At 38.4% G+C, this 14,484-nt stretch carries 13 protein-coding genes; 6 read left to right on the forward strand and 7 right to left on the reverse strand.

Annotated elements, in window-relative coordinates; genetic code table 11:
• Positions 1–70: 70 nt before the first annotated feature.
• Positions 71–1,090: a branched-chain amino acid aminotransferase gene (locus tag B2V22_RS06600; RefSeq protein ID WP_290491278.1), complete on the forward strand. Its 1,020-nt coding sequence runs from the start codon at positions 71–73 to the stop codon at positions 1,088–1,090.
• 161 nt (positions 1,091–1,251) lie between these two features.
• Here the strand turns inward: B2V22_RS06600 and B2V22_RS06605 are convergent, their stop codons facing one another.
• The 7 genes from B2V22_RS06605 to B2V22_RS06635 form a co-directional block, all read right to left on the reverse strand.
• On the reverse strand, positions 1,252–1,755 hold the full coding sequence (locus B2V22_RS06605; protein WP_290491280.1) for a nucleoside 2-deoxyribosyltransferase: 504 nt from the start codon (positions 1,753–1,755) through the stop codon (positions 1,252–1,254).
• 69 nt (positions 1,756–1,824) lie between these two features.
• Complete coding sequence (locus tag B2V22_RS06610; RefSeq protein ID WP_290491282.1) at positions 1,825–2,490, reverse strand: HD domain-containing protein; 666 nt, start codon at positions 2,488–2,490, stop codon at positions 1,825–1,827.
• A gap of 28 nt (positions 2,491–2,518) precedes the next feature.
• Positions 2,519–3,193, reverse strand: coding sequence for a deoxynucleoside kinase (locus tag B2V22_RS06615; protein WP_290491284.1), 675 nt, complete (start codon positions 3,191–3,193; stop codon positions 2,519–2,521).
• A gap of 121 nt (positions 3,194–3,314) precedes the next feature.
• On the reverse strand, positions 3,315–4,004 hold the full coding sequence (nrdG, locus tag B2V22_RS06620) for an anaerobic ribonucleoside-triphosphate reductase activating protein (RefSeq protein ID WP_290491308.1): 690 nt from the start codon (positions 4,002–4,004) through the stop codon (positions 3,315–3,317).
• 61 nt (positions 4,005–4,065) lie between these two features.
• A complete protein-coding gene (gene nrdD / locus B2V22_RS06625; protein WP_290491285.1) occupies positions 4,066–6,336 on the reverse strand; it encodes an anaerobic ribonucleoside-triphosphate reductase in 2,271 nt (756 codons plus the stop codon).
• Positions 6,337–6,615: 279 nt separating this feature from the next.
• A complete protein-coding gene (locus B2V22_RS06630) occupies positions 6,616–8,625 on the reverse strand; it encodes a DUF438 domain-containing protein (RefSeq protein ID WP_290491287.1) in 2,010 nt (669 codons plus the stop codon).
• Positions 8,606–8,875: a DUF1858 domain-containing protein gene (locus B2V22_RS06635; protein WP_003142836.1), complete on the reverse strand. Its 270-nt coding sequence runs from the start codon at positions 8,873–8,875 to the stop codon at positions 8,606–8,608. The genes B2V22_RS06630 and B2V22_RS06635 overlap by 20 nt, the downstream gene beginning before the upstream one ends.
• A gap of 221 nt (positions 8,876–9,096) precedes the next feature.
• Between B2V22_RS06635 and B2V22_RS06640 the strand changes: the two genes are divergently transcribed.
• The 5 genes from B2V22_RS06640 (at position 9,097) to B2V22_RS06660 (ending at position 14,265) form a co-directional block, all read left to right on the forward strand.
• Positions 9,097–9,456: a metal-sulfur cluster assembly factor gene (locus B2V22_RS06640; protein WP_003142835.1), complete on the forward strand. Its 360-nt coding sequence runs from the start codon at positions 9,097–9,099 to the stop codon at positions 9,454–9,456.
• Between the two features lie 297 nt (positions 9,457–9,753).
• Positions 9,754–10,878: an HAD-IC family P-type ATPase gene (locus B2V22_RS06645; RefSeq protein WP_290491289.1), complete on the forward strand. Its 1,125-nt coding sequence runs from the start codon at positions 9,754–9,756 to the stop codon at positions 10,876–10,878.
• A gap of 14 nt (positions 10,879–10,892) precedes the next feature.
• Positions 10,893–11,786, forward strand: a complete 894-nt coding sequence (locus B2V22_RS06650; protein ID WP_290491291.1) for an HAD-IC family P-type ATPase — start codon at positions 10,893–10,895, stop codon at positions 11,784–11,786.
• Between the two features lie 677 nt (positions 11,787–12,463).
• Positions 12,464–12,703 carry an SHOCT domain-containing protein gene (locus B2V22_RS06655; protein ID WP_290491293.1) on the forward strand — a complete coding sequence of 80 codons (240 nt, stop codon included), beginning with the start codon at positions 12,464–12,466 and terminating at the stop codon, positions 12,701–12,703.
• A gap of 389 nt (positions 12,704–13,092) precedes the next feature.
• Positions 13,093–14,265, forward strand: a complete 1,173-nt coding sequence (locus tag B2V22_RS06660; RefSeq protein WP_290491295.1) for a YncE family protein — start codon at positions 13,093–13,095, stop codon at positions 14,263–14,265.
• Positions 14,266–14,484 lie beyond the last annotated feature (219 nt).

The raw sequence follows: 14,484 nt of genomic DNA on the forward strand, positions 1-14,484 counted from the left end.
TTGCTTAGATGAATGATATCCAAACCAACACGAATTTCATATAAACATATGATTTGAAAGGATGAGTAGCATGACAGTAGAAATCAATTGGGAAGAATTAGGTTTTGAATATATAAACTTACCATACCGTTGGCGTGCCTATTGGAAAGATGGCGAATGGTATAAGAGTGGTTTGGAAACTGAAAATACGATCCAGATTGAAGAAGGGGCACCAATTTTACATTACGGACAAGGTGCTTTTGAAGGATTGAAGGCATTTAAAACAAAAGAAGGCGATATCCAAATCTTTCGTCCTGATCAAAATGCGAAACGTTTAAATGCATCAGCAGCCCGTTTAGTGATGCCTGAAGTACCAGAAGAAGACTTTATTCATGCGGTTAAAGAAGTGATTAAAGCAAATGCTGAATATGTGCCACCATATGGTACAGGCGCAGCATTCTATCTACGTCCAACTTTAATTGGCGTAGGGGATAATATTGGTGTACATGCAGCAAAAGAATATATCTTCACAGTATTTGCCATGCCTGTTGGCCCTTACTTCAAAGGTGGTATGGTTCCAACAGCCTTTACAACATCTGAATTTGACCGTGCGGCACCTCATGGTACAGGAGCAGCAAAGGTTGGTGGAAACTATGCGGGTAGTTTACAGCCAGGAATTGAAGCCAAAGAACAAGGGTACTCTGACGTTGTATATTTAGATCCGGCTACACATACGAAAATTGAAGAAGTAGGTTCCGCAAACTTCTTTGGTATTGAAAAAGATACCAACAAATTTGTGACGCCTAAGTCACCTTCAATCCTACCGTCAATCACTAAATACTCATTACTTTGGTTAGCTGAACATCGTTTAGGCTTAGAAGTTGAAGAGGGCGATGTTTTTATCGATGATTTAGACCGCTTTAGCGAAGCAGGAGCATGTGGTACAGCGGCTGTTATTTCACCAGTATCATTTATTACCCATAATGACCATAAACATGTATTCTATTCAGAAAATGAAGTAGGCCCAATCACTAAAAAATTGTATGATGAATTAGTGGGTATCCAAAATGGTGACGTTGAAGCACCTGAAGGCTGGATTGTTAAAGTTTAAAATAAAAACAGAACGACCAAAAGTGATTAACCTGATAAAAAACGAATAGTTTGTTTGATCTTTAATGAAAATATTAAAAGCATGAAAGGGTGGTAAAACGCCTTTCATGCTTTTTTTGGTATACAAAAAGCACCAGGATAACCTGATGCTTTTTCATTTTTTTAGATAACATCCATGTCTGGAAGTGGGTTTGTTGGGAAGTGGTTGAAGTCATAGGTTGCTAATTCATTGATATCAGTCATGAAGTAAGTACCTCCACGCGCAATCATCAAGTTTAATTCTTTACCTTCTAAACCATTTTCGCTTAATAAGATAACGATAGCTGGTTTGTGCATAGCACGCATGAAACCTAACTCAAAGGCTGTACCGTCATCAACGTTTTCAACGTCATATAAGAAAACACCAGCGTCTGCAGTATTCATAGCAGATAGGTCGTTTTGATAGGTCGCGACTTGCCATTCGAATGAACCAAAAATACCTTCTGGATCACGGTCAAAAGATGTGTCTTTGTATTGGTGATCAAATGGGAAATGAACAACACCAACAGTTGGGTTCGCGTTTAAGGCTTTTGTCGCTTCCTCTACACGGCGAACTTGGTCAGGATTGAAAAAAGGTGTTGCTAGATATAGCTTAGTGCTTGCTGAAGTATCTTTACGTTTATCCAATGATATAACCTCTTTCTTAAATCTAAAATGACTTGCTAAGTATATTCTACAATAAATAATGAAAATTGTTTAAATATTTCCTTGCCATTCAGCCATAAATTGGTCAAGAAATTGTCGCATAAAAAGTGTGCGTTCATGCGCAATCTCTTTACCAGCTTCTGTATTCATTGAATGTTCTAGTTTAAGTAGCTTTTCATAGAAATGGTTAATTGCAGTTGAAGGATGGTTACGATAATCATCCTTATTTTTCACATCCATCACAGGGATTTTTGGATTATAGATTTCGTTATTAGCGTGACCACCGTAGGCAAAGGTGCGGGCAATCCCCATTGCACCAAGAGCATCAATTCGGTCTGCGTCCTGAACGTACTGGCCTTCAACAGACAAATCATATTGGGTAGTTAAGTTTTTTGAATAGGACATATGTTGAATAGTATAGAGAATATTTTCTCGACTAGCTGGCGAAAAATATAAGTCATCTAAAAGTTGTTCAACTTCCATTTGACTAAAAATAATATCCGAAACAAGCTTGTCATCAATTGTATCATGTAAATATGCAGCAGCTTCAATGATTATCAAAGCCTCAGTATTACTTTCACCATAATCTGCTATATACATCGTTTTAGCAAGTTTAGCAACTCGATCTGCATGCCAGTAATCATGACCAGTGGGGTCAAAAGCCATGCGTTCTCTTGCAAAATCTTGAATTTTTTTAAGTCGTATTACCATTTCCATTTGCCCATCTCCTTAAACAAATAGTATTCTATTTAAATGCGTCGGCAGTCACAATATCATTTTCGATCATAAAGTCTTTAATATCTTGAATTAAGACATTTTGATGGTGGGGGTACTTGACCAAGTCGTATTTTTCCATATCAATGAACATCACTTTAGATTGATTATAGTGATTTTCCACCCAATCATCATAACCAGACCATAAGCGGTGGTAATAGTTGGTGAGTTCCTCACCTTGTTCAAAGTCACGCCCACGATTTTCGATGCGAGTCATCACTGTTTCAAAAGAGCCATGCAGATACAACATTAAATCAGGATGCTTGCGCGGGATTTCGGCTAATTCTTCCATCATATTACGAGATAGATTTTCGTAAATTGAAAATTCTTCTTCACTAATACGGCCAATGTCTGTATTCACTCTGGCAAAGTACCAATCTTCAAAAATAGATCGATCTAAAACTGTTTTATCTTCTCTAGAAGCTTGCTTAATTGTTTTAAATCGTGAATTCAAAAAATCCAATTGTGTTAAAAATGGATACCGCTTCAACAATTGCTCTTCTGGACTAGCTTTATAAAAATAAGGCAACATAATGTTATCCTCTACCGATTCGTAGAAGGGTTTAAAGTCTAATTCATCTCTGATTAAGTTTGTAACGGTGGTTTTACCTAGGCCGATCATGCCACCAACGGTTATCATTGTCATTGTGTAACTCCTAACTTTTTTAAAAATCGTAAACCTTTAAATGAAATGGTTTAGCTAAAAAATCATTCTATACCTATCTCAGAATAAAAGGTCATTTGATATTTGTAAACCGATAAAATAATTACTTATATGGCAAGCCGTCAGCATTTGTCCAAAGTACAAGCTCATTCTTTTGAAGACTCGCTTGGACATCAATAATTCGCTGGTTGCTACTTCCTCTAAACTGTAAAGTTAGATCCATTTGATCTTGTAGGAAACGACCATCAACCAATACATCGATTAAGTCTAAGAGGGCAAGTTTATCTTCTGAATCGACTAGTAACTCTTCAAAGGTATAACCTGACCAGCACCAAATATCTTTACTGTGCCCATAGCGGTCACGTAAAGCCTGGCATAGCGGTAGTAAGATATTAGTGTTTAGCATAGGTTCCCCACCTAATAAGGTCAAACCTTGGCAGTAACTAGCCCCAATATCTTCCAAAATTTGATTTTGTAGTGCTTCAGTGTAATTAATTCCGTAGTTGAAATTCTGGACAACTCGGTTGTAGCAGCCTGGACAAGCAAAGAGACAACCACTGACGTAAATGGAACAACGAACACCTTCGCCATCCACAAAGTTATAAGCTTTGTAGTCAGCGATTTTTCCTCTAGACCAATCTTTTGCTAACCATTCTTTTGGTTCTGGGTTGTTGGGGGATTTGGGTGCGCGCTGGGCTCTTCTAGCTAACCTCTTCTGAATTAATTCGGCCCGTTTAATATCTTCTTCACTAAGAAAATCTTCAGGTCGCGCCTCTTGCTTGTCTTCCACCATAGATCGTTCGGTATATTTTTTAGGAATTAAGGATTTTTCCGTCTGTTTGGCATTTTCATCCTTATGGTTGGTCGTCAATCTGATCACCCCATACTGGTTCATTGTAGACACTGGCATCTTCTCCGTCCGCTTCAAATGAGGTATTTACGCGACTTTGAGAGAGATGTTTTGTCCGAGATGAAATTTCTTTATGTCGTCCGTTTACCATTGGTCGTTGCTGTGGATTACCGAGGTAACCACAAGTCCGTTTAACGACATCGCAGGTTTTAGGGTTACTATTACCACATTGTGGGCATTTAAAGCCGCGGTCAGTTGGCTCAAAATCACCATCAAAACCACATTCATAGCAGTGGTCAATTGGGGTGTTAGTCCCTAGATAGCCTACCCGGTCATAGGCGAAATCCCACACAGCTTCAAGCGCTTTAGGATTTTGTCTCATATTTGGGTACTCACAGTAGTGAATGAAACCACCACTGGCATATTGCGGATAGTCTTTTTCAAATTCAAGTTTTTCAAACGGCGTAGGAGATTTGCGGACGTCATAGTGAAATGAGTTTGTATAGTATTCTTTATCTGTAATATCCGAGATTGGCCCAAATTTTTCAAGGTCTAATTCGCAAAAACGATCAGTCAGACTTTCAGCTGGTGTTGAATAGATACTAAAGTGGTAGCCGTAGGTATCTCCTAGATGATCAGCTTTTTGTTTCATCGTTTTCAAAACAGACAGGGTAAAGTCCTTTGCATCAGGATTTGACTCCCAATTAGGGCCATAAAAAGCTGTACCGATCTCATATAAACCGATATATCCCATTGATATGGTAGACCGTTTCTGATTAAATAATAGGTCGACTGGCTCATCCTCATTTAATCTTTTACCAAAGGCACCGTGCATATATAAAATCGGTGCGTTTTCTGGCTTAGCTTCCTTTACCCGGTTGATACGGAATAAAAGCGCATCCGCCATAATATCTAGCCGTTCATCTAATATGCTAAAGAATCGTTCTTGGTTGCCTTTAGCTTCAAGTGCAATCCGTGGTAAGTTTAAACTGACCACGCCAAGATTCATCCGGCCACTATTCACTTCTTGTCCATGCTTATCTTGCCAAGCCTGTAAGAAAGACCGACAACCCATGGGTGCTTTGAAAGAGCCTGTTAATTCAACAATTTTGTCATACATTAAGACATCCGGGTACATTCTTTGCGTCGCACAAGTCAGTGCTAATTGCTTGATATCGTAATTAGGATCTTTAGGTTCAAGGTTTACCCCTCGTTTAAGGGTGAAGACCAACTTAGGAAAAATGGCAGTCCTTTTTTCCTTGCCTAATCCTTCGATACGAATATCAAAAATAGCTTTTTGAATTTCTCGCTCATACCAAGAAGTCCCTAAACCAAAGCCAAAGGTTGTAAAGGGTGTCTGACCTTGAGAAGTATATAAAGTATTGATTTCGTACTCTAGACTTTGGATTGCATCGTGGATATCTTTTTTCGTACGAGACTTTGCGAAGGCCTCTTGTTTTTTGGCACCATCGATCCATTCTCTAGCAATAGCGAGATTCTTTTTATAATTCATTTCTGCATAAGGCGCTAAGACTTCGTCTATGCGGTCAACAGTCGTACCACCATATTGACTAGATGCAACATTAGCAATAATTTGAGCCGTTTGAGCTGCTGCTGTTTGAATGGATTTTGGGGATGCCACTTCGGCGTTACCAATCTTGAAGCCATTACTAAACATATTTTCTAGGTCAATCAATGAACAGTTTGTCATTGGTGCGTACGGATTATAGTCCAAGTCATGGATATGAATATCCCCTTTTAAGTGCGCATTAGCGACATGCTTTGGTAGCATTTTAAGGCCGATAGCTTTCGACACGATACCTGCTGTTAAGTCGCGTTGGGTATTAAAGACCTTACTATCCTTATTGGCATTTTCGTTCACCACATCCTGTGCTTTATTGATAAGCCCTTGCATACGAGTCTGGATGTTAGTTGCATTGGCAAACCTTTCTTCAGTCGCTTGTCTGTTTGCTAGATAGGTCTCTGCTATATGGTTAAAATTTTGGTCTTGTAAAACTTGCACTAACTGGTGATGAATAGTGGTCACCTCTATGGCGTCATTAGGGTTTGCTTTTTGAATATCGGCTAAATTTGCCAATACTTGGTGCAATATTAGGTTGATATCAGCTGTTTCAGCTTGTTTACTTTGACTTGCTTTTATAATGGATTGTTGTAATTTGTCGACATCAAAAGCGACCGTTCGACCATCACGTTTGTGTACTTTTACTTGGTCAAAGCTATCTAGGTGTAATATTTCTTGAACTGCTTGTGCCATGAATAGTGCCTCCTTACTATAACATGAAAAATAAGTTTAGACACAACATATAGTGTCATCATCAAAATATTTTATCATATATAGTGTTCCGTACAAGGGTAAATGAAAATGGTGCATGGGTCAAAAAGTAAAAATGAAGAAAAATAAACAATTAATGTATGATTTTAAAAAACGAAAAATAAAAATGGTCAAAAAACCACCATGACTGATTAAAGAATGGTGGTATTGACCGAATAGTTTATTTAAATAACCTGAGTTCAAACTAGTCATCTTTTTGAATTAAAAAAAGTGCTTTTCTGTATTTGCTAAATTTCGGTAGTCTTGAATATCTAAGACAGCCTCTACTACCCCGCGGAATTGATCTTGATCATCAAAAGTGGCTAGGTATTCGATATGTGCAAAAAAATTAGGGCTAGAAAAGCGCATTGGCTGAATAATCAGACGAGCATTTTTTAAATCATCTAAAAGTTGCGCAATCTTTGGCCATAAGCGTGGTGGATGACAAAACTCAATGTCACGACCGATTTCCAAAGGTGAGCGTTTGAAAATCATCTGATCATAAGGCACCACGTGGTTGAAATATCTAAAGCAGAAGTTTTCGTCTATATAGGTAATTTCAAAAGGCAGGGCGTTCATTAAACTGGTGAACTCAGCAAGGGATAGATAGCCATTTTCCAAGTCTAATGGTTGATCAATGGCCACTTGGTCTGGTCTAGTGAGCAATTGATTGTGGTGACTATACCAATCAACCTGTACATATCCATCGGAAAATTGTATCGTTTCACTTTGTTTGCTAGTGCGATTTTCTTTGAGTCGTACTAAAGTTGTCAATTTTTTGTTTTTTAAATCTGCTTCATCCGGTCCTTTAACAGAACGGTCTGTGCCTGGGGCGATGTCAATAAACCGTTGAATATTCTGGACGCATTCGAGGATACCTAAGAATTGATGATGATCANNGAATAGTGGTTGATATGTCACATAAATCATTGCAGTACCCCCAGCGCTTGTTTCTTGGAACCAGTAGGATACAGCTTTTTCTTGACCAGATTTTAGTTTTTCAAAAACTGGGTGAATTGTTTTCCAAATACTGGCTGGAAAAAGCGTCTGTGCAGCCATCCCTATCTGACAATTTTCACGATATTGAAAGGGGAACCCCGTCTTATCTTGACAGGGCAGGGTGTAATTTGTGTATTGAATATGTCCTGCTGGATTGATAAAGGTAAGGGTGACTGGTATCCGGTCTAAGATAATCCGCATTTGGTTGGTAGATAAGAATCCATCGCCAACAGGGAGTGGCATGTCAGGGTCAATGATCGCTTGCTGGTAGCTTTCTGTATCTTGAAATTCGGGTTTTCTTTCCCAGCTGATGAGCATAGCGCCATCAGGAAAATTGATTTTTTGGCTTTCAATGATGGCTTTACGTGGCTGGTCTACATTTTTGGTAAGTGGTGTAGTGTCTTCATGTTGGTCATCATCTTTTTCATCTGAACTTGTCCATGTACCAGTAGGTCGGATAATCGCAAAGCCGTAAATATCACTTTGTTCACTAACCTTGGCCCAATCTTGACTAGACAAACTTTCGGCTAGAATATTTATAAGAATGGCTTCCTCTTTAAAAATCATCTCCTTAAATTCATATTCAAAATCTGCAAAAGCTAACTTTACTATCGTTAATCTTTCTGTAAAATCTGTATTTCTTAATAAATCGACTTGCTTTAAAGCTGCTTGAAATAGGTCACGAATCTCATCATCTTTGGCCCACATAACTTTGGGTGGCGCATGATAACCGTATTTTTCAAGCAGTGGAAAGAAAACCCGTTCTTTACGAGTATAGTGGTGTTCAAATTGCCCTAAGAGTTGGTATTGCCGCTTCAGGCCGTCTGTAAAGTCTAAGCGACTAGGATCATCTTCGTTTAAGGCTTCTAAGGCTTTAAAAATATTGTTGATTCGGTTAATGCAGGCTCTAAAGGCCATGTTTTCAGCTTTAAATACCTGAACGGGATGATTTTCTTGTTCGATTTCTACAGCTGAATGACCTGTTACTTGGTCTTCAAACATGCGGGCATGTACGTTACACAATTTCAAGACATCTTCAAAGGTGATGTCATTATCGTCTTCGTAGATAATTTTTTGCTCCATCATGGCGATTTCAATGGCCGAAACACCGGAAAAGTGCTGGTTAAATGCTTCTTGTAAACTGTTAGGGTCTACGCCATGGTGAAGTTGCGTCAACATGTCAGTAAGCACCTGTAATCGTTGTTTTTCTTGGTTAGTATGCTTCTTTTTCATTATTTTTCTTTACTCCAATTGGTTGATAGCCATTGTAAATCAGTTGTTGACAGATAAATGCTACGGAGACACCAGCAATTTTAGCACCGCGATTAAGGGTCACAAATTGGCCGATTGATTGGCGTAAGATTGGGTCTTCCAAAGGGGTAAAACCAATTTCAACTAATAAAGCTAATAGGTCGGGATGGTCGTCGATGAGCGTTTTGACAGGTTGGTTAAAGTCAACAGTGAAATCATCGGTAGGGTTCATATGCAATCACTTATCCTTTTATCCTTTTGAGTAGTTGGTTAAATAGCACTACTACTTGAGAAGAATAGTAAAGTTTCTGAGCTTTGAAAGCAATAAACCTAAGGATGTAGATTTATCTTAATACAATATTGTATACGAATTAAAATGAGATCATCCTTTCTTTGACCCTTGAAGAGCTAGCTAACTAAAGTGATAGTTAACGCAAAGGAAGGAGTGAAGAGATGTCCGTATCAGCAAGTACATATGGGATTGTTTTTAAAGGAGAGGCTGTGAACCACCAAAAGGACATAATGGCGCAATTACTCGAGGTTATTGACCCAGAGTTAGGGATTGATTTTCCAAATTTAGGTTTAATTTATGAAGTAGATCTGAATCTCACAGGTGAGTGTACTGTAGTGATGACCCTTACGACACCAGCTTGTCCATTAGTATTTGTGATTGAAAAGGACTTTCAGGAAAAGCTGAGTCAATTAACTATCATAAAGGCAGTGACTGTGACGATTACATTCGATCCTGTCTGGTCAATCCAACGACTAAGTCCTTTTGCCTGTGTCTGCCTTGGTATGCCGATTCAAGGATAAAAAGCACTAGGACTGCATGAAATGCCTCTTTTTATGATAGGATAGATAAACTTATCTGAATATGCTCTATTACAGTAATTAAATTCGAAAAACATACTTAAATTGTTTTTAAAGAGCTCAACCTGGAAAAAAGTATTCTTGATTAACGCATGATTATTTGCATTTTCAAAATAAGACAATTATACTTAAGTCAAATATAGTTTACAAACGTAAACAAATATAATTATCATGCAGTAGGAGGTAGAAAATAAGACAAAACATCATTAGGATATGCACCATGATCACGACCATGAACATATGAATCACGGAGAGCATAACCATGACCACCATGATCATAGTGGCCACGATGGTCATGGACATGGCGGACACGGCGCGCATATGATGGCTGATTTTAAGCAACGTTTCTGGGTAGTTTTGGTATTATCTATCCCTTTAGCGATTATTGCACCTATGCTGATGCACTTGTTTGGTTACCATATTGATTTTCCGGGCCAAGGGCTTCTAGAGTTTGGCCTTGCTACTATTGTATTCTTTTACGGAGGTAAACCCTTCTTAAGTCATGCTTGGCATGAATTGAAATCAGGGGTTCCGGGTATGATGATGCTGATTTCTCTAGCGATTGTCGCAGCTTATGTCTATTCAGTTTTAACTACTTTCTTCATTAGTGGAATGAACTATTATTTTGAGCTTGCTAGCTTGATATTGATTATGTTGGCGGGACATTACATTGAGATGAGGGCACAAATGTCAGCGGGTAATGCTGTTGAATCGCTAGCCAAACTCTTACCATCCGACGCTGAAGTGATTCATGAAGACGGATCAACAAGTGAAGTAAAAGTCGACCAATTGAAGAAGGGCGACCGTATCTTCATCCGGCCAGGTGCGAAGATTCCTATCGACGCTACAGTTTATGAAGGGCATTCTGAAGTAGATGAATCAATGTTGACTGGTGAATCTGTACCCGTATTAAAAGAAGCGGACGCGAAGATTGTTGGGGGTGCTATTAATGGTGACGGTATCCTAAAAGCTATTGTGACGAAAACGGGTACGGATACTTATTTAGCGCAGATTATTAGCTTAGTTACTGACGCACAAGCACAAAAATCTAAGGCACAATCCATTGCTGATGTCTGGGCTAAATACCTATTTTATATCGCTTTAGTTGTAGGGATTATCGCCTTTGTCGCTTGGACTGCTATCGACGGCTATCTAATGGGGCTACAGTTTATGGTAGCAACATTTGTTATCGCGTGTCCGCATGCGCTTGGGCTAGCAGTTCCCTTGGTAAATGCTGAATCTACTTCCTTAGCTGCTGAATCAGGCTTATTTATTCAGAACCGTATCGCATTTGAAGACGTTCATAAGATTGATAAGATCGTTTTTGACAAAACAGGTACCCTTACCCAAGGTGAGTTTGGGTAGACGAGATTACTGTTATGGATGGCAAGTTTAATGAAACTACTCTTTTACAAATTGTCTACGCGATTGAAAGCCAATCTGAGCATCCAATTGCTCGAGGTATTGTGAAAGAAGCTGAAAGTAGAAAGATCGAAAAATTACCGGTTGCTGATTATCACAATTTGACCGGTAAAGGACTTGAAGGTACTGTAAATGGGAAGAATATTCAAATACTAAGTCCAAAAGCTACTAGACAAGCAGGTTATACATTTGATGAAGAAGCTTTTAAGGCCTCTGCTTCTAAAGGGCGAACTGTTGTCTTTGTTATCTATGATCAGGTATTAGTGGGTGCTGTTGCAGTATCGGACATTGTCCGTGAAGAAGCTAGGGTAGTGGTAGCTGAACTGCAAAATAAAGGGATCCAAGTGCTGATGTTAACGGGTGATAACCAACAAGTGGCAGATTCAGTAGGTCAAGCGCTCCATTTAGATGGTGTCTTCGCAGAGGTTTTATCTGATGAAAAAGCCAGCAAAATTAAGTCGTTACAAGCGGATGGTGGGCGTGTTGCCATGGTTGGTGATGGGGTCAACGATGCGCCGGCCCTTGCACAAGCTGATTTAGGGATTGCAATTGGTGCAGGGACAGATGTTGCGAGAGAAACAGGCGATATCATCTTGGTTGATTCAAATATCCATGATGTCTTAAATATTCTTAACCTATCAAAAGCAACCAAACAAAAGATCAATCAAAACCTCATGTGGGGTGCGGGTTATAATGTGGTGGCTATTCCACTAGCGGCTGGTGTTTTAGCTGGATTAGGTATTGTCCTTGGACCAGCATTGTCAGCTATTATTATGTCCTTGTTTACCGTTGTCTGTGCAGTGAACGCACGGATGTTACGCCGTGCTTATAAGAAATTACAAGCCAATTAATTCAAAATAAAAAGTATCCATGTATAGTTTATTGATATTTAACATGAACCGCAACAGTCTGATAATTCAATTAACTGGGAAGAGGATAGCATTCATATGTTAGAGAAGACTACTAGGATGTTTCTTATGAAAGAGGAGTCTGTTGATATGAGAATAGTAAGATTAGGACAAACAATATGCCTAAATAGTGATTTCCTTTCTTCACTGCATGTTGCCTAAACTGACAGCGTGAGAGTATGTTTATATAGACATAGCAAAACATCAAAAATAATTCTTTTCAACAGCAGATTTGAGTGACCTTTGTTCGGTGAAGAACTCTTCTTTGAGAATAAGGCAAATTAAATGAAGAGGCTGGGACAAAAGGTCTCTCAAAAAAATACACTCCCAAAACTATGAACTTTTTTGTTCAGTAGTGGGAGTGTATTTTTCTATATCTTTATAAAAATAAACGAAAGTGGGACTACCTTTTTCGTAAAAGTAGTTTTGTCCCAGCCTCTTTTTTATACTTCTATTCATTGTACTAGAGGTAATTTAAATGTAATATACAAACAAATATTTAATTATAGTCATAACTTAAGACTTTAGACAACATCCCAAAAGCAGAAATATACGCCGAAGACGCAACGATTTTCATTTCGTTTTGTGCCTTGAGCGAAGCGAAAGGAATGCTTATAAAAATGATGAATTATTATGGTTATGACATGATGGACGGTTGGGGAATTTTCATGATGATTATCCTGGTAATCTTAATCGTTATTATCGTATACGCGGTGATGAAGCTAGTCCAAGGAGGCAATAATGCTGGCACAACTTCAAATGGCCGGGATGAGGCACTTGAAATCCTTGATCAGCGTTATGCAAAAGGAGAATTATCAGACGAAGAATACCAACAAAAGAAGAAAATATTGAAAAGTTAGTTGGGTAAGTCTGAAGTTTCATGCTCGAACTGAGTTTTCTCAAAAATATATTCCGGAAATGAACTATTCATATCAAAAAGCCAAGATCATATACAAATCTTGGCTTTTTGATATGGTTTTTTTCTACATAAAATCAACACATTCATATATTATTATAAAAACAGAAACATAAAATAAATCAAAGCAAGGGGATAAATTATGCACCACCATGAAAGTAAAGAAGAGAAATCAGGAACGCAGTACCACAATCTTTTCAGAAACCTACGGAAAAATTATGAATAATTCAGGCAATTATAGAGCAATAAAAATAGTACGAAAAGTAAAAAGTACGTAGTAAAAAAGGGGATATTAAAATGAAAAAAAGAATCACTTTAGCACTATTGTCGTCAGTGGGTCTCTTGCTTGCAGCTTGTGGTCAAGAAGAGTCAACAAGTAGTCAAAATTCTTCTCAACAAGCAATTGTATCAACGTCACAAGAAACTAGTGAGTCTCAATCTAGTTCTAAAGAAGAAAATAAGGAACAAACAGAAGCCTATTACACTTCCGATACTGGAAGTGTTACAAAAGTAGATGCTCAAACGCACGAAGTTGTGGATACAATTGCCATCGATGGATCCGCACATAATGTACAAATTTCACCTGATGAAAAAGTCATTGGTGTAACAATTGTTCCCAGCGAGGGGCATGCTGAAGACAGTTCAGGTAGTAATGAAAGTATGGAGATGGAACACGACGAAGATAGTGATACCAGTATGAGCAATGAAAGTATGGAGATGGGACAGGACGAAGATAGTGATACTAGTATGAGTAATGAAAGTGACGATGAAAAAGGTATTGCAGCTTTTTATGATGCTGAAACAGGTGAAAAACTTGCAGAAGTTGAAGTAGGGAGTCACCCTGCTCATATCGTTTTCACTAACGATGGCAACTATGCAGCAGTTTCCAATAATGGAGAGAACACTGTTTCAGTCATTGATGTATCTACTTATGAAGTGGTTGAAACAATCCCAACAGGCGAAGGTCCACACGGTTTTAGAATCGCTGAAGACGGAAAAACGGCTTACGTTGCCAATATGGGTGAAGACACTGTAAGCGTCCTTGATTTAGAAAGTATGGAAGAAGTTAATAGAATAACTGTTGGCAGTACTCCAGCTACAACTGGTATTACCTCAGATGGACAAACGCTCTTAGTAACATTAAATGGAGAAAATGCGTTAGCAATCGTTGATCTGACAACCAATAAAGTTGAGAAAGTAGCAGTTGGAAATGGTCCTATCCAGTTGTTTATTCAACATGATGATCAATATGTATTTGTGGCAAATGAAGGTACCGAAGAGAATCCTTCCAATACCGTTTCAAAGGTTGATTTAAATAGTAATGAAGTGGTCGAAACAATCGAAGTGGGTAGCGGTGCACATGGAGTTGTCATTAGTGAAGACGATAAATACACCTTTGTCACGAATGCATTCGATGATACGGTCAGTGTTATTGAGAATGAGACTAGTGAAGTTATTGTCACGGTTGAGGTTGGTGAAACACCAAATGGGATTACTCTGAAATGATTATTAGTGTTAAGTTAAACTAAAAAATCAACTTAATGATTTCTGAAAAGGGATAAATATTCTAACGTTTAAAAATCTTAATTAGTCCTAAATTAAATGGAAAACTTTATCATGAAGCTGAAAAAGCGGTTCACTTTACATTGATATGCTCCCTCTAAAGTAGACACTTAAAAAAGTAAATCTACTTTAGGGGGAGTTTTTTTTGCGTTCAAATAGTAA

This window comes from Aerococcus sp. UBA6277 (assembly GCF_002440555.1).
Classification (GTDB): Bacteria; Bacillota; Bacilli; order Lactobacillales; family Aerococcaceae; genus Aerococcus.